Source organism: Paenarthrobacter sp. RAF54_2, from assembly GCF_052113945.1.
In the GTDB taxonomy this organism is placed as follows: Bacteria; Actinomycetota; Actinomycetes; order Actinomycetales; family Micrococcaceae; genus Arthrobacter.
Window position 1 is genome coordinate 1 of the sequence record NZ_JBFRDV010000041.1, and the last position, 22,445, is coordinate 22,445.

Below are 22,445 nucleotides of genomic sequence, written 5' to 3' on the forward strand. Positions count from 1 at the left end.
GGGAACGACCCTCTACGACCTCCTCGAATTCGGCTCCTATTCCGAGGTTGCGGTGCTTGCCCTGATAATGGCCGCCGTTTCGCTAGTCGGGCTCGGTCTTGCCTTCCTGCTAGGCGGCCGAGGCGCCCTGAAAGGCCTCTAGAGGGAGACTGAGTATTAATCCGATGGAAATCCCAAAGAAAAGGGGACTTCACAATGGAGGGGCACGAGATCGACAACGGGCTCTTGGATCCGAAATTCTACCGCGGAACGGGGTATCGTGCGGCGTTCACGAAACTTCGGGATGAGGTCCGGTCCGGTGGGTTCGGGACGAACGCTATGGCAAGGAACATTGGGCGATCACCCGACATGCGGATATCAGCGAGGTTCTCAAGAACGCACCGGACTTCAGCTCTCGTTGGCATAGCCGAGTACCCCTCACATCGAAACGGCTGACCCCCGAGGAGCGACACGAAGCGGGGATCGACGTCCGCATCACGGAACTGGCCCCCATTCATGACCTGTACCGGCGTCCGATCAACAAACACTTCACCGTGGGACAGACCGAGAAGTTGCGCGACGACGTCGAGAGGATCGTGGACGACATCATCGATGCCGTCGCGGAAAAGCGCGAGTGCGATCTCGTCGAGGATATCGCCGCGGTGCTGCCTACGAGGATCACCCTGGAGCTGATCGGCGTGCCTAGGGAGGACTGGGACTACCTGACTGAGGCATCATGGCAGTTCATGTCGTCCGGCGCCCCACGCTGGATGATCGACAATGATCCCGTCAAGACTGCTGAGCACGGTCATCGGAAGCTCTTGAACTATTGGACGAAGCTAGCGCTGGATCGCCGCCAGAATCCGAAGGACGACTTCGCCACCATCATTGGTGAGCTCGAGATCGATGGTGACAGGCTGAGCATTCACGAGACGAAGAGATGGTTTGTCGCACTCATCGGCCGCTGCTTGGAGACTTCCCGTAACGCCATGGCGGTTGGAATGTGGGAGCTGATGCGGCAGTCCGAGCAGCGCGAGATGCTGCGGAACGATCCGAGCTTGACGCGTAATGCAGTCGAAGAGGGCTGCGTTGGGTCACGCCGACTAAGAACAAATTGTGGATTGCGACCCGGCATTTTGAGTTCTGAGGAAAGCAGATCAAGCGCGGAGATTGGGTTGTCTGTTACCGGGTGTCAGGTAACAGGGACGACCGAGTGTACGAGAATCCCCAGGCTTTCGACATCCGGCGCAAAGATACGCCGCACCTTGCCCTCGGCGCTGGGCCGCATCTGTGTCTCGGCCGTCCGTTGGCACGCATGGAAATCGGAACACTCATTCCACGAGCATTGGAGGCGTTTCCGGACATGCACGTCACTGTGGACGATCCGGCCTGGCTTCCCGGCACCAGTGTTACGGGATTCTCTGAACTGCCCGTCAAGTACACGCCAAGGCGTGTGCGCGCACACGCCTAAGCCTGAGGAGGACATACGCGGCCAGCATCAACTTCCAAATTTCGAGCGATAACGTCAGGAAGGTAGATGCCGAAGACGGGCAGTCCGTCATGCGGGCCGCGGTGGCCGCAGACGTACCCGGCATCATCGGCGAATGTGGGGGCAGTCTGTCGCGTGCCACCTGCCATGTCCAAGTCGCCGCGGAGTGGTGGGACCGGTTGATGCCACCCTCTGGAGATGAAGAGGATCTGCTGGATGTGGTAGACCCACGTACCTATCACACTAGGCTCAGCTGCCAGAGCTCCCTGCGCAGGGTCCGGTGCCAGCGTTCGATCTTCCCGGTGGTCCTGGGCGGGTACGGCTGCTTGCCATTGTCCGTGAGCACCTCAGCCGGCAACCTGGTGGACCCGCTTGTCCTGCACGAACGCGTCGGCCACCGCTGCCGGAACGCGCCGCGAGCACCTCGGCGATGACGATGAAGCGGGAGCGGTCATCGATCCCTGTGTGCATCTTGCACTCGCGCCCGTCCGCGAGGTAGATCCCGCCGACCAGGTCCAGCTGCCATAGGTGCATCGGCGCATCTTCGCCTCCAGCCGGAGACGGATTGCCGGGACACCCCGTAGCGCTGTGCCACCTCGGCCACCCGAGAGCCGTCCAGTCCCTCGAGCACGGCCCGATACGTCTGCTCGACCAGCCAGTCGCCGCCCTGCTGCTGATTCGAAGTCCGTCGCGACACGACGCTCTTGCGGACAGTCAGCGTGTCCGGCCCGGCTTTCTTGACATCGTATTCAAGCGTGGGTAGCGTCAGTCTTTGTCATGCGAGCGAGTCGCGACCGCGTTTCCTCGCGCACTGGATGGGCGCCCGCTTCGACGTGCGTCAAACTCGGAGAGGGCGGCAATCTCATGGGGCGATTGGCAGACAAGGTGGCGATCATCACCGGCGCCTCTGGTGGCGTCGGGGGGGCCCTTGTGAAGCTCTTTGCCGATGAGGGCGCGAGAGTCCTCGCAACCGGACGCAACGAAGCGCGGCTAAATGAGTTGGTGACGGACGTTAATCGACAGTTGAACAGCGAGCGAGTGCTCGGCGTCACGCATGACATTACAAACGAAAACGACTGGGCCGGCGCCGTCGCCCAAGCAGTTGATGCCTTCGGCCGATTAGACATTCTCGTGAATAACGCGGCGATCCCCGGCCGCGCGAGCGAGGAGCCGTGGAATTTCGACGCCGAAAACGCCACGACGGTTCTGACGACCAACATCATGGGTGCAATGCTCGGCATCAGGGCGGTCATGCCCGAGCTGACGAAGTCCGGCGCGGGCTCGATAGTCAACGTGTCTTCTGCTGCCGCATTCGTGGGCGGGGTCAGTGGTGGATCGGCGGCCTATGCGTCGTCGAAAGCCGCGGTAGGTGCACTCTCTCGAGAGGTTGCTCTTGGCGTTGCCAAGGACGGCGTTCGAGTCAACACGGTGTATCCCGGTCTCGTTCGCACGCCCATCCTGGAGAACTTCCCAGAAGAGAGAATCGCTCGCACGCTGTCGAAGATCCCGATGGGATTCGCTGCGGATCCCATCGACATCGCGTATGGCGTGCTTTACCTTGCCTCGGACGAATCGCGTTTTATGACGGGCGCGGACCTCGTTATCGACGGTGGACACACCGCTCAGTAGCGGGGCGGCGACCGATCCGTGCTGCAACGTCATCCGTCGCCCTTGCATACTCGCGCGGCACTCCTTCCTCTAGAAAGGAAAATATAGGAATGTTCGGCCTGAGCCAGGACCAAGTGGACCCAATCGCTACGAGTCGCACTTTGGGGCTTGAGAACTTCACAGCGAAAGCGATGCAGTGGCACCGTACTCAGGAGTACCCGGCGGAGAACATCACCCTTTTGCGATCGGCGGGGCTGCTGGGGATCTGCGCGCCCAAAGAGTTCGGGGGCGGAAGGCGTTCCGAACTCGATGCATCGCTGGTGCTGGATGCGATCGGAAGCGTATGCCCGACCACCGCTGCGGCCATGAACGTCTTAGACGTGGGCCCCTGAGCATCATCACGAAGCACGGAAGCACGGAAGCCTTGACGATCTTCAACACCAGGGCCTCCCGCAGCGCGGCACGCGCGTAGTCGCGATGCCAGCCGGCCAGCTCAACCAGCTCGGTCAGGATCCGGGACTTTCCGGCACGATCGGCGTTCTTGTAGGCGAGGGCTTTCGTCTTTGTCACAGCTTGCCGTTCGGCCATCGTTAGTTCCATGAAAACGGGCATAACCAACATGCGCCGCCCGAGCCGTCCACCGCGCCGCTAAAGCGGAGGATTTCAAATGAGGCAACGTATCCGGCTACGCGGAGGTTTTCAATGAGTCAACGCGAGTGACCTTGCGGGTGCTGTAGGCGGCCTTGCTGACGGTGCGTGCTGGCCGTTCTGCCTACGATGAAGAGGAGTGTCGGCAGGCAAACGTGGCTGATTTCGACTGGGACGCGTACGATGACCGCTGGGAACCGGTCAACCAGCGCGTGGAAGCGCATTTGCGCTGTCCAGCAAGGCCGCCATCCTCGGCCAGGAGATCTTTGGACCGTGAACCCCAGCTCCGAGCAGCAATGGCCCCTGACTTGTCCCATATGACATGATGCGCGGCCGTCCTCGAAATTTCGTTTTCGAATGTACCGCCCACGTTGCTGACGCGCAGACGTCGATCTTGGCCTGAATAAATGCAACGTAATGCTCAATTGGCTCGTCAAAAGTCAGGGTGTCAAACAGGCCGAGGGTACGGACGCTCTCGCCGAATCCGATCATTAAGGCAGCCGCTGTTGCTGCGAAGCGGCGATCGGCTGAGTAATCACCAATGAGATGCGAAATGACGGCCAGGTACCGTTCACAAGTGTCTGCGCTGACAGACGCGGGGTCCGGGGAGTCGCGCACTGCGACGGAAGTGTTGGCGCAGTGCTCCTGCATGCCGCGTTCGCGGCGGATGAGCACCCGAAATGCCGAGCGGAGGATTGCGTCGCGGCTCGTGCCGCTCACGCTTCCACCGGGTCTTCCGAGCTTTGCTCGACAGCGGGCGCGGTGAAGTCCAGAGTGACCGAACGGTTGTCCACCGCGAGCTTTTGTGCCATCGCCTGCTCCGTCTGAGGTTCTAGCAGGGTCACGAGGTAGCGGCCCGCGGGGGGCAGCGGAAAGGCGTAGCCGCCGTCTTCGTCCGTCCAGGTGGTGGCGATATAGCCACCGCTGGCTTCGAGCAGGGTCACCACCGCTCCGGCGATCTCGTGACCGCCCGCGCTAGCTGTGCCGCTGATCATTAGCCGGTTCCGTAGCTGGAAGTTGTGCTCCAGGGTGCGGCCGTCGAATGCGAAGACCTCGGCCATCGGCGTCCAGCCAGCCGTGTTGGCTACCATAAGGTATTTTCCAGCACCACCAGGGAGGGCCACGGAATAGTTTCCCTCTGCATCCACGCGGCTCCAGTCCACAGGCTCCCCGCCAGGGTGGAGGACCGTAACTACGGCTGGGGTAAGGGGTGTCCTGTCGGGGGCCAGGACACCCCCTCGGACGACGAGCTCACCAGGAGCGCCAACAGGGACGGAAGGCCGCTGGGGCACAGCAGCATGTGGGATGAAGACCGCCGCCAGCATGGAGGCGGCCGAGGCAAGGGCGGCCATCAAGAACATGTCTTTGAAGGCATCCAAGGCGGGGAACCGACCAGCTCCGATCGTCATGGTGACCGAGGTGAGAACTGCGGCAATCGCAGCGCTGGAGGTCGAGGTACCGATAGACCGGACCAGGCTGTTCAACCCGTTCGCGGAGGCAGTTTCGGTGATGGGCACCGCAGCCATGATCACGGTTGGCATGGCAGCAAAGGCGATAACCGTGCCCACACTGACCACCGTTGAACCGATGATCACCCAGGCTATGGAATCGTAGAAAAAGACGCGGCCCACATAGCCCACAATCATGACGACTGCCCCGGACATCAGCGCAGTCTTCCCGCCGAAGAGCCGGATGATCCGCCCCGAAATGGGTGCGAACAATACCATTGCAAGCCCGGACGGGACCATGCACAAGCCAGCGCTGATTACGCTCAACTCCAACCCGTAACCGGTGGAGGCCGGCAGCTGCAGCTGCTGCGTGGAGAGGAGCATGTTGGCGAATCCGGCGAACCCGATGAGCAAGGACGCCACGTTGGTCATCAACACCGGGGGGCGAAGAGAGGTCCGCAGGTCCACCATCGGCTTGCTGACTTTACGTTCATAGGGAACCCAAACGGAAAAAAGTATTGCGGCAGCGGTGAATAGCAGGAGAACCGGCTCCGAGCCCCAGCCCCAGGAACCGCCCTTTGACGCGGCCAACAACATGGCGGCCAAAGCCGCGGACAATAACAACGCGCCAACAAAGTCAAATCGGCCCGGCGTGCGGACCCTGGACTCAGGGACCACCAGGACCACGGCAAAGAACAGCAGCGCTCCGGTGCCGGCGCTCACCCAGAATATGGATGCCCAACCGAGACTCTCGTATAGGACCCCAGCAAGGGGCAGACCCAGGGCACAGCCGATTCCCATAGTTGCGCTCATCAACGCGATTGCCGTACCCATCTTCTCCTTAGGCAGCTCATCGCGCAGGATGCTTATGCCTACAGGAATCAGGGCCGTGGCGAACCCTTGGAGAATCCGCCCGATGATCAGCCATACAAACGAACCGCCTATGGCCGCCAACACCGAACCGGACACCATGATAGCCAGGCACACCCCCATCATCTTGCGTTTGCCGTACATATCCGCGGTACGCCCGAGAATGGGGGTTGCTACGGCGCTGGCGAGCAGGGTGGATGTCACCAGCCAGGAAGCATCATCTGCAGTGATGCCCAGGATTCCGGTGAAATCTGGAAGGAGTGGAATAACCAAAGTTTGCATCAGCGCAACGACGGTGCCACTGAGGGCAAGGACTGTCGTGATGGATGAGGGGGATGGGTGTCTCGGTGTCAAGGCGGTGGGGTGCGGCATCTGTCGCTTTCGACTGTGGCAGGTTCTACCATCGGCGGTGAACGTGCGTTTTCTTTCTCCAGAGGATCATGATTTACCCGTAAGAATCAAGGTTTTTTGCTGTTCGTTCACGGCTTCTGCCCAGCCTGCTCGGATCACTTGTGAACGTACGAGGCTGCCATGTTCAGAAGGAGCCGCAGCTTGGGCTATGCCCGGCTCCTCCGCACTTTGGATTGCGGCATACGCCAATGACCCGCGTCAAATGTTTGAAGCATCCGGGGGGCTCGAGGTATAGGTCACGCCCCAGGACGGCCGGCGGCCTCCGCCACCGGATGGCCATAAACAACATTTCCCGACTACCTCTACCCGGAATACAAAGGTGCCTTCACCTCACTTCTAAAGGCTTTGTTTCAAAAGGCCGACTCAGCGTCAGTTGACCTCAGGTCTTATCCGAACCGTTGCGCCAAACCATGGAGGTCTGGCACACTCGTATTGTGAATACGAAACCATGGGGAAGCCAGGGTCTTGAGGCCAGCGTCGAGGGACTCGGCGCAATGGGCATGTCCGCTGCTTACGGGCGGCGTGACGATGCGGAGTCGGCTGCGACGCTACACCGGGCGCTCGATCTCGGCGTCAGCCTAATCGATACCGCCGAGATGTACGGGCCATTCCTCAATGAGCGGCTGATCGGTGAAACAATCGGCAGCCGCAGCGATGAGTACGTCCTTGCGACCAAGACCGGTTTTGAGATCAGCGATGACGGGAAGCGCGTCGGGCCGAACGGTTCGCCGGCATATCTACGCAAGGCGCTCGAGCGCTCGCTGCGTAACCTTGGCCGCGAGACCATCGACTTGTACTACATCCACCGGGTCGATCCGAGCATACCGATCGAGGAGACATTCGGCACGATGGGGGAGTTCGTCGAAGAGGGCAAAGTCCGCTACCTCGGGATCTCGGAGGCATCCCCAGAGACGATCCGACGCGCGCACGCGACTTATCCACTAACGGCCGTCCAGACCGAGTATTCGCTGTTCGAACGGGCCCCTGAGGTCAACGGTGTCCTTGACACTACCCGCGAGCTCGGCATCGAGTTCGTGGCGTACTCGCCGCTTGGCCGTGGTGTCCTGACCGGTGCGATCTCCTCGTGGGACGACTTGGAGGAGGGCGATTTCCGTCGTGTCAGCCCGCGCTTTGTCGACGGCAACCTAGCGGCCAACCTGAAGGTCGTCGAGAAGCTGCGCGCGATAGCCGCGCGGAAGGGCATCACTCCGGGGCAGTTGGCTTTGGCATGGGTGTTGCAGCAGGAGGATGTCGTCGCGATCCCCGGTACCAAGCGTCGTACGTACCTGGAGGAGAACGTGGCCGCCGCCGAAGTCGTACTGACGGCGGACGACTTCTCGGTCCTCGACGAGATATTCCCCGTCGGAGTAGCCGCAGGAGAACGCTATCCGGATTACGCCCTCAAGGGCCTGACGATCTAGCTAGGGCGTGCGAATCGCAATCGTCTCGGCGTCCTCGTCCTAAACTACCCAGACCGAAATCGGACCCTACCTCGACCGATAAACTAACGGCCCTGTTACACAAACAACTTGACAGGTTCAAAACCATCAGCTGACCTGCGGAAATGCTGAATACGTCAAGAGCCGGAAGTTCTGGCAGCCGCTTCTACTCCCCTTATGTAGAACGCCGTAACGAAGCTTTCGTCAAGCTCTAGACCACGGCGGGGAAGAGGTCGCCATTTACTAGTAAGGCGGTGGGGCCTGTAAAAATGGGGCTATGGACAAACTGGGGGCGGGGATGGGTATTGACAGGATTCCGTCTTGGAGGTTCGCGTGGCGTTGATCGACAGCGAGCCCGAGATTTTGGCGACGATTCGAGCTCCGGGACTCCCTGACTTTGAGCCAGATACATCAGCTCCTGCAGGCAGCCTTCGGGTAGGAGGACGCCCACTTGCACCGGTTTCTAACCGCCAACCCGTTCGCTCCGCTGCGGCCGCTCGACGGCGAATTCCTGGAAGTCCCGCAGTGGCTTCCAGGGCAGCAGTGTGAAGAGCTGGACGACAGGCCTGAGGAGGACTGCTCCCTGGCCAGCTCCTCGCACTGGGCCCTGGCGGAGGTTTCTACGAATACGACTTCGGTGACAGCTGGGTTCACGGGCTTGAGCTGGTGTTCCGCCGGCCCGCGGACGACGATACTCCGCCGGCCCCGCTGATCGATGGAGCCCGGCGCGGCCCACTGGAAGACTCCGGAGGTTTCCCCGGTTACGAGGAGATCATGGATGCCTGGCCGACCCGTCGCATCCCGGCCACGCAGAACACGCAGCATGGGTGGCTGACATAACCGTTCCGTTGAGCCCTTTGATCCCGCCTTCCTGGACATTGCTGCAGTGAAACCAAGCGCTGGCTAGCAGTTCTGACGTTCCGTCTGCGGCAGGAAAAAATGCAGAACGATAGGCGCCGTCGATGAAGGAGGAGTCGTGCTCAATCGGCTGCATCAGTAAACCTTCTCGATGGTGTTGCCGGCAAGCTTGTTCTCGAGCAATCCCTTGACTCTCCTTCGAGTTCTTCTCATGATCCGCGTCACGCTCACGACCGCTGACGCAGTTCCCGAACTCGACAAATTGGCTTGAATCCCTGCGTCTTTGGAATCGTAGTCAAGAATGATGCAAGAATGCTAAGGGTAGATGGAGACGACTCCAAGACGGGTCCGGACGAAAGGTCAATTGTGGCGTATGAGCTTGAAGGAACGGTTGCACTCATCACGGGCGCCAGTAGCGGGATCGGGGCGGCAACGGCAAGACGCCTTGCGCTGGAGGGAGCGCAGGTGGCGCTGGTGGCCAGGCGGCGTGAACGTCTTGAGCAGTTGGCACAAATTATCAGGGGTGAGGGTGGCCGGGCCCACGCAATTACTGCTGACATAACATCCCGCGCCGGCGCAGAATCTGCTGTCGAGCAGGCCGTTGACACGTACGGCCGACTGGATATCGTCATCAACAACGCAGGGGCAATGCTTATCGGCCCCTTCGCAGACGCACCGGAGGGTGAATGGGAGCGCATGATCGATGTGAATGTACGTGGTCTCCTGTACGTCTCGAAGGCCGCTTTGCCGCATTTGATCAAGGCGGCGACCGAGGAACCGCGACATACCTCGGATTTAGTCAACATCAGCTCCTCGGCCGGCAGGGTCGCCCATGCAGGCGCCGCCGTATACAACTTGACCAAATTTGGTGTGAATGGTTTCAGCGAGGCACTTCGCCAAGAGATGCGGCCCCTGCGAGTAAGGGTCAGTGTTATCGAACCGGGCAATGTTGACACAGAGCTTGCCTCGCACACCCGGGAGGGGTTGCGTACAGGAGTGCAGTCCCAATTATCTTCCATCGAAAGGCTCCAACCCGAGGACATTGCCGATGCCGTCGCCTATGTGGTCACCAGCAAACGTCGAGTAGCCGTCAATGAAGTCTTCGTGCGTGCCGCCGATCAAAGCTGGTAGGCAGGTTCCCGACCTGAACTAGGAGATGAGTCGTGTCTCCTAGCCGGCACGTTTCGCCAACGTGCTCCGACTACGGCAAGTGGCTTGAGAGTATGGAAATGCATGGAAAAGTTTGCGGCCGCGAACCTCAATGAAGGGGACATTCTTCTGGTGGTCCGCGTGGAGCTCGTCGACAGTGTGCCTGCTCTTTGGTGTCAGCTAGAGATATTCGGTTCCCTGGCCCCGAATCAGATACATCAGGTCCACGCCGCCTTAAGATGGGAGGGCGCACACCTCTACCGTCCACACCGGAGGACGCATGACCGGTCCACTGTTGCGAAATTCGCCCGTGTCCCATGGCATGTCCACGTCTTTAGCTGATCGACGACCAAGTCGAACTCCGGCACGGTCAGAACAGTGTGTCTCCCGTGCCCGGAACCTACAATGCCATTGGCAAACCGGACCTGTGCTCATTCTTGAGGACGAGGTCATTCAGCAGTATTAATTTGGGTCGATGCGATAGCCGGGAACGATGATGCTCCGGCTGCAGAAACGTAATCCTGCTAATGAGCTCAGCGCCGGGGGGTGTCTGGCGCCGTTGGCTGCTTATTTGCCCAGCTGCCAACGGCGACCTGGGCTCAGCGCTCTAGAGGATGTGAAGTGAGGGGTTGCGGGTTCGGCCCGTCTGGGTCGGCCATTATCGCCGGGCGGTCCCGGCAGCGCCGGCCGCCACGTTCCCCTTCGCTGCCGGACTTCCTGTATTCCTCGCAGGCTTGGTGGAGACCAGTCGGGCGTGGTGTGCCCACTCGGCCTCGTACTGCATCGCGTAAACGACGACCTGGCCGCCGACAGGGCGCGGTTTGGGAAGAAACTCGTAGCCATATCCTCGAAACGTCACTCTTACGCTTTTCCACTGGAGGATTCGGGGACACTGAGTGAGTGGCTCTGGCGGGCGACGCCGGTGTCGCCCAGCAGGGGTCCCTAGAGGCGCGCCTTACCTCGCTCGTGAGCGTCCTCGCTCACGAGCGAGGCGACGACATCGGACTTGACCGGCTCATCCTCGCCGGCGATCTTGAGGCCAATATCCCCGAGTGCTGGCAGTCCGCCAGACCACCGGTGAAGACATTCAGCGTCTGTATTGGGCGGTCGCGGCCTCCATGAACATAGCCCGGAAAATGACCGGGAGCGCCAGCTCGTCGGCACGATCGAACTCCTGGTACTCGGCATCTGGTTGTTTGGAATGCGCAGCAGGGGGTAGACCGCCTCCCGATCGTCGTCCAAGCATTCATGGACCTCCTTGCCGGGACCCTCTCCGAGGCTGACCAGGAGGACGGGCCGCAGGGGAGCACGGAAACGCACGAGGGGACGCCGACGTCATCCGAGCACTCGATGATGATGCGGCCCTCAAGAAACGTCTGGCATCGATCGCACTGCAGCGGTTCGCATCGAGCGGCCACGGGAAGACGTCCCTGAAAGAGATCGCGACATTGACCGAGGTGAGCACCGCCACAATTTTCCATTTACTTCGGCTCGAAAGCAGGCCTCTATCGAGCGGCCGGCGCCCTCGGGATCCAGCGCATGGTGGAACGATCTGCATTTTCAATCGCCTTGGCCGATGTACGCTGCGTGGGCAGCCAGTGCGTGCGGGTAAGGAACACTTCCAATCAATAGGCGCCACTGTGGACGAACTCGTCGACACCCGCTGGATGGGGTTGGCGTTCAGGTCGATGCGGAACTTTGCCCGCGTTGGTTGAGATGCGGGACGAGTGGGCAGACGCACTTGAGCAGCACTACCACTCGGTCACCGGAGGGGTGAGCCCACCTCCGGTTCTGGACAGAAAGCGCCCGCACAGGAGCCTTTGCCAGTGCTCCTGGACGTGCGATGTCTTTGTATACCGTGCGCCGCGGGACCGATCGGGTCAAGTTCGCACTACTGGGCCTCGAGCGACTGATCGACGGGGAAGGCTGAAGTTCCCTTCGCGCGACACTGCGGCGGCCTAGGACCGACAGCCATCAGTCCGACGTCTTGCCTGAACAAGCACTATCAGGCAACGGATCCGCGCGTCGTTATGCACCGCCCGCAAGGGGCTAGATTGATTTGGATAGGGAAACCGGCTGGATATAAACGTTTCTGGACAAGTAATACCAGCAATTTCTGTCCCGCGGCTCAGTCGTCCGGCTCAGCCGTCGCGGGTTCAACGTCGAGTACCTCACCCATAGACATCGCGCCTATGTCACCTACCTAGCCACTGGGCCAGTCTGAGTTTGGCGGTCATGACTCGGAAGGCGAGGGTTCGAGCGCTGAGCCGACGGATCCAAATCCGAAGACGAAGCATCCAGCTACCAGTGCTGCGGCACTGCTCTTGGTCTTACGAGTGACTGGCAATCCTGACTTTCGTGGGATCGCTTTCAGTGTCGATTGCGTGGCGATCTGTGAGGCGCTTCGGGGCAAGGACGGCCCAAATGAGGACAAACACGACGACAACCAGGGCGGCCCCAATAAAGATGCCATCAAATGTTTCCTTAGGAACGAATCCACCAGCACCGGGTACTAGTACATTCAACACAATTGCGGTAGGTATCGTCCCCGAGACGTACTGGATAATGCTTTGCATGCCAATGGTCACCGCCATGTTGTCCTGGCGGCCGGCGGCCGCGACGAGCGAGTACCCGGTGGTCAAGCAGCTCAGGGTTGCGAGGGCATAGCCGAAGACCCACACCCAGGACATCCAAACCGGCCCGTTAGCAACTGTGAAACCGAGAAAGACACCAATCGAGGCGGTTCCGGATATGACCAGAACGATCTTCGGACCCAGCCGGTTGAGTCCCCATCGAGTCCAGAGGTATCCCAGCGCGGAGCCGGGAATGATAGCGAGCAGCACATACGTAGAGTCCAGGGCAGACAGGCCATGGCCGTACCCTGACGACGTCGGGGTCTGCAACATAGCCGGCAGCGCGACAAAAATGCTCACCCCGACCACGCTTATCAAGAAGATCCCGGAATATCCGATGATGGCCTGACGTCGGTCCATGTTGCGGAACGACATCAGGGGGTCCGGGCTGCGCCGCTGCTGAATCGACCAGACGGTCAACGTCACGGCGCTCACGCCAAACGAGCCGACCACGATGGGTGAACTCCAGCCCAGGGCTGGTCCCTCGCTGATTCCGACCAACAGTGCAGTGACCCAAATGCCGAGCCCCAGCGAAGCGAACCAGTTCAGGCGACCGACATAACGGGAGGCAGCGGGCGTTTCAGATGAGGCAAGGGCAAGTACCAGCAGCACAGCGTACAGGGCGAAACTCACCCAGAAAACGCTCTGCCACGGCAATCCCAATTCAACGACAAAGCCTCCGACAACGAGTGCGGTCGGTGTAAAGATCGCCATCACGAATGAGAGTCCTAACGAGACAATTCGGATCTGACGCGCGGTAGCCCGTGGGCGCAGGAGCCCCCAGCTCAGAGGGAGGGTAACAGCAAAGCCTAAGAGGAACCGGCCTGCAACGAGAGGCCAAAAACCATCGCCTGTTGCAGCCACGGCGCATCCCAGCAGTGCTAGGAAGCTCAGTGCAATAAGGACCTTGCGATGCCCATAGATGTCGCCCATACGTGCAGTGAGGCCGACGGAGATGGCACTGCCGACCATCATTGAGTTAAAGACCCAGCCGATTTCCGACCCCGACAGGCCGGACTCTGCCGCTATCACCCCAACCAGCGGAGGAAGGGTGCCCCACTGGATGTCTACGGTTACGCCGCCGAGCCAGACCAGTGCAACTAACGAAGTGAACCGACCGGTAAGAGCCTGAGCCGATAGAGATTGTGTCATCTTTGACCACCTGTGTTTTTGGACCCAGTAATCTCTGGAGTCATCATTTTTGAGTCATGGACGCAACGAAGCGAACCCCATGCGCGTGTTCACGGGCAAGGACGGCTTTCGGTACACCGCTGCCGCACGCTGGACAAGTTCGGCGGCCCGATGTTGGCCCCTCGCTGAATGCCCGGGCGAGGCGTTCCATTGGTGTTCCCCCGATGAAGGAACGCTCGAAACCGGCGAAGGCGCCCACACCTGAGAGCATGAGGTTGGCCATGGGGGACGCCTCCCCGGTGAAAACAACGCTCACCTTGACGAACCCCAACCCGCACTCCTCTGAGTGTCAGGCTTTGGGCAAGAGCGCGGAGCTCGCCAATGTTGCGGGCGGACAAATCAGCCCACACGAGTCGTGTTCAACAACACTAGCCCTTCTTGACCCCATAACGAGGGCAACATTGTTCTGGCGCAATCCCATAACTCTCCTTTGAGTTTCTTCTCATGATCCAGGGCCTCGACCGCTGAAGAAGTTCGCACCGAAGGGAGATTCCTTCGACTTTGGCATCGTAGTCAAGAGCCGCGCTCCACGCAATACCCGCGTGAGTGCATCGACCTCACATCAAACGGCTACAGGCGGCAGGCCTGACACTTGCTTGCGTGCCGACATCAGGCTACGATTGCATGAATTCGATTCCATGACAACTAGTCGATGACTTATTCGCCGCGCTTTGGAGGAATGGTTCGCCATGCGGGTCTTGATGCGAATGATACGACAGGGCTAAGGTAACAGGCGTGGGCTTGCTCAAGAACAAAGTCACTTTTGTGACGGGAGCTGCTCGCAGTCAACGGGGTTCTCACGCCGTCGGCAATGTGTCAAGACGCCGCTGATCCTGAATCAGTTGCTGTTCAACGTGGTCGCGCCGCACATGGACAACCCCGGCGTCGACGATCTGGGGGTGCCTTCGCCTCCCTCAACGCGCTTTCGGACCTGCCGTGGATCGAGTCCAACGACGTGTCGGACGCGGTCGTGTGGTTGTCATCGGATCACGCCAAGTCCATCACCTGCGTCGCGCTATGTGTCGACGCCGGCAACACCGTCAAGAAAGGCAACTGATCCATATGATCGAGCACGATTCCTTCTTTATCGACGGCGCCTGGCGCGCCGCAAAGTCCGACCGTAGCTTCGATGTGATCTCGCCACGCTCAGAGGAGCTCGTCGGACGTGTCCCTGCCGCCTCGCGGCAAGACATCGATGGCGCGGTCGCGGCAGCGCGCCGGGCCTTCGACGACGGCCCGTGGCCTCGGATGAGTCCTGCCGAGCGCGCGGACTACCTCACTCGCATCGCCACTGGCATCGAGAAGCGTCAGCATGAACTGGCGCCCCTGATCTCCGAAGAGCTGGGTTGTTCCATGCTCCTCTCGCAGTACTACATGACGGTAGCGCCCGTGATGAGCTTTAACTACTACGCCGAGGTGGGGCGCACTCTGGAGCTCGAGGAAATCCGGATCAGTGATCTCACGAGCTTCACCGGAGGATCAGCAGGTGGCCCCACGGTTCCGATGGCCGGCAACAGCCTCGTCGTGCGTGAGCCCGTTGGCGTGGTGGCGTCGTTCCCCGCCTACAACTTCGCGATTCCGGCGATCGGACAGAAGCTGGCGCCAGCACTGATCGCGGGCTGCACTGTGGTGATCAAGGTCCCTGAGCCCACCCCGCTTGCCACGTTCGTCTATGGGGAGATCTTCGAGGAAGCAGGTCTGCCGCCCGGCGTCGTGAACATCGTTGCGGCCGAGCCGGCCGAGTCGGCGTACTTGGTCGAGCACCCGGGCGTCGACATGGTCAGCTTCACCGGATCGGATGCGGTCGGTGCCAAGATCGCGGCTGCCTGTGGTGCTCTGGTGCGGCCGGTCCTCCTGGAGCTCGGCGGCAAGTCTGCAGCAATCGTTCTGGACGACGCGCGGCTGGAGGACGTTGTACCCGCGCTGGTCGATGGCAGCGTCGGCGCCAACTCGGGACAGCACTGTGTTGCGCGGACCCGGTTCATCGTGCCGGCCGAGCAGTACAACGCATACGCCGAGGCGCTCGCGCAGGCGTTCTCGTCCCTCAAGATCGGCGACCCTATGGACCCGGACACGGTGGTCGGCCCGCTCGTAACCTCCAGGCAGCGGGATCGTGTCGAGTTCTTCGTCGAGGAGGCACGTCGTGAAGGTGCCACCGTCGCTGCAGGCGGCCGTCGCCCCGCCGGCATGTCGGCGGGTTGGTACTACGAGCCCACACTGATCACCAACGCTCACAACGACATGAAAATCGCCCGCGAAGAGGTCTTCGGCCCCGTCGCCGTCCTCATCCCGCACGACGGCGAGGAAGACGCCATCCGCATCGCGAACGAGACCCCCTACGGACTCGCGGGGTCGGTGTTCACCGCCGACGATGCCCACGGCTTCGAGGTGGCACGGCGCATCCGAACAGGCACGTTCTCCGTCAACACCGTCACGGCCGATCTTGGTTCGCCGTTCGGTGGGTACGGCAAGTCAGGGATAGGACGCGAACACGGCCCGACGGCCGTGGACGAGTACCTGCACAGCCGGACGATCTCGATGGACCCGGGAAAGCAGCTGCCGGACGCGGTGACCAACGGGGTGCGCCGCGGTGACGGACCGGGAAGCCCAGAAGCGTAACCACACCCGTCCGGAACAAGACGCAAACGGGCGGCAGAGTGGCAGGACCCCGGCCTAGCCACCCGCTGCCCTGTCCGTGCCCAGCCAATACTTTACAAATCAGATCAATTTCCGCCTCAGCGGACCATTCGAAAGGGCCACTCTTGGCAATTTTCTTGAAAGCAGCAAACCTCAGCGTCTCTCCGGATGCCGCCTGGGACATCGTCGACCGCTTCATGCGGGCCGACATCCGCGTGTTCAGCTTCATCGAAGAGAATCGCATCGAAGGTCCTGTGCGAACCGTCATCTCCCGCGGTGGAGGCCTTGAGCAGCCGGAACTGAACATCACGATCGATCCTGAGCACAGGTACGCTTCTTACACGGTGCTCGAATCGTCGTTCTGGAAAGCCACCTATCACCACGGGTCCATGCGGGTCTTCGACACCGGTGACGGTCGCTGCCGGTTCGAGTGGATCACTGACATCGCTCCGGATTCGTGGGCGGCGGAACTCGGCGATGAGTACATGGACATTCTGTGGTCTGATCTGGTCAAGGTCCTGGAGACCGGTGAGGAAGCACCGCAGCCCGAGGTTGCCGGCGCCTAGACGATATGTAGCAGGAGGTAGCGGCTCCCCGTATGAACCCCCGGGGCCCGGGTCCTTCTGAAGGCCATTGTCGCCGGACCGTATCCGGAGCGTCCAGCTTTTGCCGGTCTCAGTCCCCAGTAGTGGATGGTGGACGCTCCGGGTCCTGTTTCCGGCGCTGATGGCCTCTGTCAGAAGGCCCTAGGAAGTGTGGTCCAGGGGGCTGGAACCTCCTTTTCAAAGCAAGGCGTGGGTTGCCTGCCACACTTGACGGCTGTGGTCGCGGCACCGTCAAAGCTCCAGCGCCCGGCCGGGGACCGGGTGAAGACTGACGCGAAAGATGCCCTGCATCTGGCCCGGCTGCTGAAGCTCGGTGAAGTCACGGGAATCCGGGTGCCCTCACAGGACCAGGAAGCAGCACGGGATCTCGTTCGCTCCCGTGAAGATCTCCGCGGGGACCTCATGCGTTCCCGGCACCGGATCTCCAAACTGCTGTTGCGGCAGGGCATCGTTTATTCGGGCGGGCAGGCCTGGACCGGAACCCATGAGCTCTGGCTGGCCCGGCAGCGGTTCGACGCACCGGCCAGACAATTGACCTATGAGTCCTCCCTTGAGGCGATGCATGAGATCTCGGACCGACGTGACCGCCTCGATCAAGCGATCACTTCGATGGCCTACAGCAGTGAATACACCCCCGTGGTCCGGGCCCTGCAGTGCCTGCGCGGCATCTCGACGCTGACCGCATTTGGACTGGCCGTGGAGATCGGCGACTGGGGCCGGTTCACCGGCTCAACAATCGGCGCTTATCTCGGCCTGGTCCCGACTGAGCATTCTTCCGGACAGTCCCGGTCCCTGGGCTCCATAACGAAAACCGGCAACAGCCATGCCCGCCGGCTGCTTGTTGAAGCGGCCTGGCACCACCGCAGGCCATATAACAACCCCCCCCGGCTGAGACATGCCGGGAACCGGCGCCTGCACGAACGCTGGATCAGCTACCTCGAAAACGCCGCAAGCGCCCGGTCATCGCCAATGTCGCCATCGCCCGCGAGCTCTCCGCCTGGTGCTGGGCAACCCGAAACGGGCGACGCCCGTCATTGCTGGACCAGCGGTAGCCTCCAGCCGAACACATCGTTCCACCATTTCCGTTACCCGCAGTTGGGTTCGGTGGTGGAACTGCATGCCCTCGGCGCCCTTGGATGATTGCCTTGGTACCGCAGAGGTCAATAGTGATCGGGCCTTCTGGCATGCGGCCATTTGTGTTTTGCAGGTCGACGTAGGATTCGGGGAGTGCGGGATACAACCAAAGGCCACCGCGAGAGACGTCGGCGTAGTAGCCCATGAGCGCCTTGATCGGCATGATGGGCGTGGTAGCAGTCCAGGCATGGGGGAGCATGCTCTGGGGTAGGGTGTGGGTTCATCAAAGTGCTCGCGGCTGAATCCGCAACACAGCTCTGGCAGCGTCCTCCTGTGGTGCGATCCTCACCTGCACTGTGGCTACCCACGGGTTCCCAGTTGCCGCGGCCCCATGGGATGTATGCCAATAAGAGCCGCGGCGTGGCAAGTCAGATGTCCTGGACGCCCCCCGGATCGCCATGGCCGTTCTGCTCCTGCCGGTGGACAGGCTGCCCGACCACGCCTTCATGACGGCGTCCCAGGGCGTGCGGATCCTGGTCACGGCGCTGGGATCCATGAGCAAGGGCCGGACCCGGTCGAACAACGCGCTGACGCGCTGGTGCGCGGCAACGACTTGGGCATCGATGCCCGCCCAAAGCTTACAGACGCCCAGATCACCGAAGCCTCAAAGTAGCGTTCCCGCGAGGAGAACTGCGAAGTGCCTCGGCGCGTGGCTTACGTGGGCACGCTGGGTCACGAGCTGGAAGCCCCCATCCATTGCCTTCACGATCACCTTCGAGAGCCAAATCAACAAACAAAGCCCCAGGCGGGATCCACCGGTAATCTGACAGCCTCAAACAGCGCCATCACGATTCGAGTGTGCGCTGATCCAATCAACGCATCGGAGATAGCCGCGTCAGGCAGCAGCCCGGCGCTCGTCCAGGGCAACTCCGCGGATGGCGTCACTTCAGGAGGCCACCGCGCCTTTAGGTGTTGAAGACGCGGTGCAGTTGAACCATGTAGTCCTCACCTCTCACGGAGGTAGGGTCGTTCAGAATTTCACGATTCACCTGGATCATCAGGTCACGTCGAAGGATAGACCGCGATTTGTCGGCTGCCGCAAGGGCCTCCGCGATCTTCTCCTTGKGGAAGTCCGTGCAGTAGACGGGAGTGCCCGGCTGCTGTCGCCACGATTGCTCGAGTTGGCCCGCGTCGAATGCATCGAAGCCTGTCTCCTCGACCAGCGACATGACCAAGGCACGCTGGGCGTCGCTGTCGCTGGCGACGGGAATGGCAAGACGGTCTGGGTGACCCACCGGCGCTTCTTTGGAGTCGAACGAGCCAGTGTTGATGGCGTTCCACGCCTTGTTCACCTTGCGGCCGAACTGCTCGCTGACCCAGAGACTCTGAACCTGCCCCTCGTCGACCGCGGCGATGTTTCCGTCGCGATGGGGGTAGTAGTTCGAGGTGTCGATGACCACTGCATTGTCGGGAAGCTGTTCGATCAGCGGCCTGAGGTCAGGTATCCGCGCAAAGGGGACCGAGGTGATGAGGACGTCGACTCCATCGACGACCTCGCTCGCTGTGACGGCCGTTGCGCCGCTGTTCAGCGCGTTGGCCGGCACCGTTTCGGGGCCACGGGAGTTGGCGACCTTGACCTGGTGACCCGCCCCGGCGAGACGGTGGGCCAGGGTCGTGCCGATGTTGCCGGCACCCAGAATTCCTATACGCACTTTTTTCTCCTTGCTAGTGATCACTCTGATGAAGAGATACCGATTACGACGCGGATCGACGCCGCAAAGTTATTTGGTGAAGAGCCAAGATCACCCGGACGGTGAACTCGTCGCGCCACAGAAGGTATGAGCACCACTACCCTTGTGGCGTTCTGTACCTTCTATGTGGTCCCAATCCTGGAAGTGCACTCGCGATCGCTGTACACCAACGACGACGTCTTGATCCATGAGTTTTCTATTTGGTTTTGCTTAATTGTTGGGGTCCAGTTGTGTGACTTGATTGCCAGGAGCCAATCTTGGAATCGCATCCACCAAAATATGGTATCGTATCCAGAAGTGAAAATCGAGCTCTCTGAACTATGGGTTCGACCGCGCCAGCCTGCACCTGCTGGGCGCGGCACAGGAGGCGGGCGGGGCGTGGACTCCGGTGGCCGAGATGGACGCCAGGTACGTTAAGTGACTGCTTGGTGATCATGGGTTCACTGGCAGGCAAGAACCTCTCGGCAGAGGCGGTAGCAGAGCTTGGCCTGGTTGATCCCGTACTCCCGGAACACAGCTTCCTGGCGGCGTCACTGGTTTCGCCGCACGCGTTCTCGCTACCCGTTCAAGGAGAAAAATGAATCGCAGTACTGATGTTGTCATCGTCGGGGCCGCTCGTACACCACAAGGCAGGCTGATGGGCCAGCTCGCCGCGCTGTCTGCCGTTGAACTTGGCGGCGCCGCGATCGCAGGGGCGCTGGACAAGGCGAAGATCCGTCCTGACGCCATTGACGCGGTCATCATGGGACATGTCCTCCAGGCGGGAGCCGGACAGAACCCTGCCCGGCAGGCTGCCGTGGCAGGAGGTATCCCGATGAGCGCTCACGCAGCAACCGTCAACAAGGTCTGCCTCTCCGGGCTGAGCGCCATCATCGATGCTAGCCGGATGCTCCGGCTGGGAGAAGTCAGGATGGTAGTCGCCGGCGGCCAGGAGTCCATGAGTAACGCCCCGCACCTGCTGCGGGGTTCCCGCGTAGGGCACATTTACGGTGACACTGCGCTGATCGACTCCGCGGCCCATGACGGACTTACGGATGCCTTCGACCAAGAGGCAATGGGACTGGCGACAGACCGGGCCAATGATGCCTTGAGTATCCTTCGTGCCGATCAGGACCAAACCGCCGCCGACTCCCACCGCCGGGCCGCGACCGCCCAGGCCGCCGGGCTCTTTGACGCCGAGATCGTCCCGGTCAGGGTGTCCCGGCGTGGCGGGGAGGTCGAGCTCGTAGGAAGCGACGAGGGCGTGCGCGCCAACAGCACACCTGAATCGCTCGCCGGGCTGCCGCCGGCCTTCTCCCCAACCGGCACGGTTACCGCAGGCAACGCCTCCCCGTTGAACGACGGTGCCGCCGCCGTCGTCCTGACTACCCGCAGCTATGCAGAGAGCCATAGCCTCAGGATCCTTGCGACCGTCGGTGCCCCGGGACAGTGCGCAGGCCCGGACACCTCGCTGTCAGACAAACCGGCCCGCGCTATCAACAAAGCCCTTGAGACAGCAGGCTGGAGTGTGAAAGATCTGGACTTCGTGGAGATCAACGAGGCTTTTGCCTCCGTGGCCCTGCACTCGGCCGAGCAACTGGGTCTCACCATGGACAAAGTCAACGTCAACGGGGGAGCGATCGCCCTCGGTCATCCTATCGGCGCATCCGGTGCCCGGGTCGTCGTCTCCGCCGTGCACGAGCTCCTGCGCCGCGGCGCTGGTAAAACAGCCGTGGCACTGTGCGGCGGTGGAGGCCAGGGCGAAGCACTGCTGCTATCCCGCTGACCTACTGCTTTCCCCGTGGTTCATAGTGCTGGAACCCATCAAACCGTCGGTCGTATAGCACGTCCCTGTCAGTGTCTTCCAGTAGCGGTCGATGAGCAGGCAGCTCCAGGTCGAGATCATGAGTCTCCTTGGTGACTTCGATCAGGTCCAGCAGGCACCGCACGGCCAGCTCCCGCGCAATCCACCGGGGGTAGGTCCAGCCGTCCATCGGTTTCACGGTCATGTCGTTGCTACGACCATGAAGCGCTGGACGAACGGACCGTTGTACTCTTCCGCGTACTGTTGCGGAAGGCCTCAGGGCGCATGTCGCGTGGATGTCCTCACGTGTCAACGTCCTTGTTGACCGCTACTGGTACGTAATGCAGCAAGCTAAGGGAACGAGATTAGCTCGACTGCTTCCTCAGGCCTAAGTCGACCTAATAGGATCTTCGCAGTCACACCTTCAAGACATCTGGCTCGGCATCGCGAAGACAAGCTCGATTTTCAGTTCTGGATACGATACCATCAGGATGGTGGATGCGATTCCATTAGTTTCTTGATGATGCAGCTGGTCGCGTGGTGAGTGACGTGTGATTGGCGGAGAGGAAGGCGCCCATGGCGTCGACAACTGACGACTGGTCAACGGACATAGCGGAAGTGCGAGACGACGACGTTCTCATTCGCGGCCACCTGCTGACCACGATGATTGGCAAGCGCAGCTTCGGTGAACTCGCATACCTCCTCATCAGTGGCCGGTGGCCGACGCATGGCCAGGCCCACGTCCTGGAGGCCATCATGGTTTCGGTCATGGAGCATGGCATCTCGCCAACGACCACGGTCACGCGAATGATGGCCTCGTACGGGAATCCTATCCAGGTAGGAATCGCTGCTGGGATGCTCACCATCGGTGA

19 protein-coding genes and 2 pseudogenes are annotated in these 22,445 nt (G+C 61.0%); 12 read left to right on the forward strand and 9 right to left on the reverse strand.

The genetic code is table 11. The features are described 5' to 3' along the window. Positions 1-575: 575 nt before the first annotated feature. Positions 576-1,502, forward strand: coding sequence for a hypothetical protein (locus tag AB4Y87_RS24935; protein WP_442006911.1), 927 nt, complete (start codon positions 576-578; stop codon positions 1,500-1,502). A 225-nt stretch (positions 1,503-1,727) separates the two neighbouring features. On the opposite strand, the pseudogene AB4Y87_RS24940 reads toward AB4Y87_RS24935, so the two are convergent. Further along, positions 1,728-2,011: pseudogene (locus AB4Y87_RS24940) on the reverse strand (IS481-like element ISMva2 family transposase); the annotation flags it as partial. 321 nt (positions 2,012-2,332) lie between these two features. Between AB4Y87_RS24940 and AB4Y87_RS24945 the strand changes: the two are divergent. Together AB4Y87_RS24945 and AB4Y87_RS24950 are read left to right on the forward strand one after the other, a co-directional pair. Next, the gene (locus tag AB4Y87_RS24945; protein WP_442006912.1) at positions 2,333-3,097 is read left to right on the forward strand and encodes an SDR family NAD(P)-dependent oxidoreductase; all 765 of its coding nucleotides are present in this window, start codon (positions 2,333-2,335) and stop codon (positions 3,095-3,097) included. Positions 3,098-3,186: 89 nt separating this feature from the next. Beyond that, positions 3,187-3,468: an acyl-CoA dehydrogenase family protein gene (locus AB4Y87_RS24950; protein ID WP_442006913.1), complete on the forward strand. Its 282-nt coding sequence runs from the start codon at positions 3,187-3,189 to the stop codon at positions 3,466-3,468. A gap of 457 nt (positions 3,469-3,925) precedes the next feature. Here the strand turns inward: AB4Y87_RS24950 and AB4Y87_RS24955 are convergent, their stop codons facing one another. Continuing rightward, entirely contained in the window at positions 3,926-4,444 is a 519-nt protein-coding gene (locus AB4Y87_RS24955; protein WP_442006914.1) for a hypothetical protein, read from the reverse strand. After that, positions 4,441-6,414 (reverse strand): MFS transporter, encoded by a 1,974-nt coding sequence (locus tag AB4Y87_RS24960; protein WP_442006915.1) that lies wholly within the window; start codon positions 6,412-6,414, stop codon positions 4,441-4,443. Before AB4Y87_RS24960 ends, AB4Y87_RS24955 begins: the two co-directional genes overlap by 4 nt. Before the next feature lie 473 nt (positions 6,415-6,887). Between AB4Y87_RS24960 and AB4Y87_RS24965 the strand changes: the two genes are divergently transcribed. From AB4Y87_RS24965 to AB4Y87_RS24975, 3 genes are all read left to right on the forward strand, one after another. Beyond that, on the forward strand, positions 6,888-7,874 hold the full coding sequence (locus AB4Y87_RS24965; protein WP_442006916.1) for an aldo/keto reductase: 987 nt from the start codon (positions 6,888-6,890) through the stop codon (positions 7,872-7,874). A gap of 684 nt (positions 7,875-8,558) precedes the next feature. Next, on the forward strand, positions 8,559-8,732 hold the full coding sequence (locus AB4Y87_RS24970) for an IS1096 element passenger TnpR family protein (RefSeq protein ID WP_442006917.1): 174 nt from the start codon (positions 8,559-8,561) through the stop codon (positions 8,730-8,732). Between the two features lie 330 nt (positions 8,733-9,062). Beyond that, a complete protein-coding gene (locus tag AB4Y87_RS24975) occupies positions 9,063-9,881 on the forward strand; it encodes an SDR family NAD(P)-dependent oxidoreductase (protein WP_442006918.1) in 819 nt (272 codons plus the stop codon). A gap of 676 nt (positions 9,882-10,557) precedes the next feature. On the opposite strand, the gene AB4Y87_RS24980 is transcribed toward AB4Y87_RS24975, so the two are convergent. From AB4Y87_RS24980 to AB4Y87_RS24995, 4 genes are all read right to left on the reverse strand, one after another. Beyond that, positions 10,558-10,758 (reverse strand): hypothetical protein, encoded by a 201-nt coding sequence (locus tag AB4Y87_RS24980; protein ID WP_442006919.1) that lies wholly within the window; start codon positions 10,756-10,758, stop codon positions 10,558-10,560. Between the two features lie 228 nt (positions 10,759-10,986). After that, positions 10,987-11,145: a hypothetical protein gene (locus AB4Y87_RS24985; protein ID WP_442006920.1), complete on the reverse strand. Its 159-nt coding sequence runs from the start codon at positions 11,143-11,145 to the stop codon at positions 10,987-10,989. Positions 11,146-12,229: 1,084 nt separating this feature from the next. Continuing rightward, positions 12,230-13,684, reverse strand: a complete 1,455-nt coding sequence (locus AB4Y87_RS24990) for an MFS transporter (RefSeq protein ID WP_442006921.1) — start codon at positions 13,682-13,684, stop codon at positions 12,230-12,232. 43 nt (positions 13,685-13,727) lie between these two features. Continuing rightward, positions 13,728-13,994, reverse strand: coding sequence for a hypothetical protein (locus AB4Y87_RS24995; protein WP_442006922.1), 267 nt, complete (start codon positions 13,992-13,994; stop codon positions 13,728-13,730). A 791-nt stretch (positions 13,995-14,785) separates the two neighbouring features. Here AB4Y87_RS24995 and AB4Y87_RS25000 point away from each other — a divergent pair. From AB4Y87_RS25000 to AB4Y87_RS25010, 3 genes and pseudogenes are all read left to right on the forward strand, one after another. Then, a complete protein-coding gene (locus AB4Y87_RS25000; protein ID WP_442006923.1) occupies positions 14,786-16,342 on the forward strand; it encodes an aldehyde dehydrogenase in 1,557 nt (518 codons plus the stop codon). A 143-nt stretch (positions 16,343-16,485) separates the two neighbouring features. After that, the gene (locus AB4Y87_RS25005) at positions 16,486-16,926 is read left to right on the forward strand and encodes a hypothetical protein (RefSeq protein ID WP_442006924.1); all 441 of its coding nucleotides are present in this window, start codon (positions 16,486-16,488) and stop codon (positions 16,924-16,926) included. Between the two features lie 123 nt (positions 16,927-17,049). Continuing rightward, positions 17,050-18,017: pseudogene (locus tag AB4Y87_RS25010) on the forward strand (IS110 family transposase); the annotation flags it as partial. A 987-nt stretch (positions 18,018-19,004) separates the two neighbouring features. Here AB4Y87_RS25010 and AB4Y87_RS25015 read toward each other — a convergent pair. After that, positions 19,005-19,751: an NADPH-dependent F420 reductase gene (locus AB4Y87_RS25015; protein WP_442006925.1), complete on the reverse strand. Its 747-nt coding sequence runs from the start codon at positions 19,749-19,751 to the stop codon at positions 19,005-19,007. 473 nt (positions 19,752-20,224) lie between these two features. On the opposite strand from AB4Y87_RS25015, the gene AB4Y87_RS25020 reads away from it, so the two are divergent. Both AB4Y87_RS25020 and AB4Y87_RS25025 read left to right on the forward strand, forming a co-directional pair. Then, the gene (locus tag AB4Y87_RS25020; protein WP_442006926.1) at positions 20,225-20,371 is read left to right on the forward strand and encodes a hypothetical protein; all 147 of its coding nucleotides are present in this window, start codon (positions 20,225-20,227) and stop codon (positions 20,369-20,371) included. Continuing rightward, positions 20,368-21,555 carry an acetyl-CoA C-acetyltransferase gene (locus AB4Y87_RS25025; RefSeq protein WP_442006927.1) on the forward strand — a complete coding sequence of 396 codons (1,188 nt, stop codon included), beginning with the start codon at positions 20,368-20,370 and terminating at the stop codon, positions 21,553-21,555. The genes AB4Y87_RS25020 and AB4Y87_RS25025 overlap by 4 nt, the downstream gene beginning before the upstream one ends. A gap of 1 nt (position 21,556) precedes the next feature. Here the strand turns inward: AB4Y87_RS25025 and AB4Y87_RS25030 are convergent, their stop codons facing one another. Then, entirely contained in the window at positions 21,557-21,778 is a 222-nt protein-coding gene (locus AB4Y87_RS25030) for a hypothetical protein (protein ID WP_442006928.1), read from the reverse strand. Between the two features lie 371 nt (positions 21,779-22,149). On the opposite strand from AB4Y87_RS25030, the gene AB4Y87_RS25035 reads away from it, so the two are divergent. Continuing rightward, positions 22,150-22,445, forward strand: a 296-nt coding sequence (locus tag AB4Y87_RS25035) for a hypothetical protein (protein ID WP_442006929.1), incomplete at its 3' end; no start/stop codon positions are given.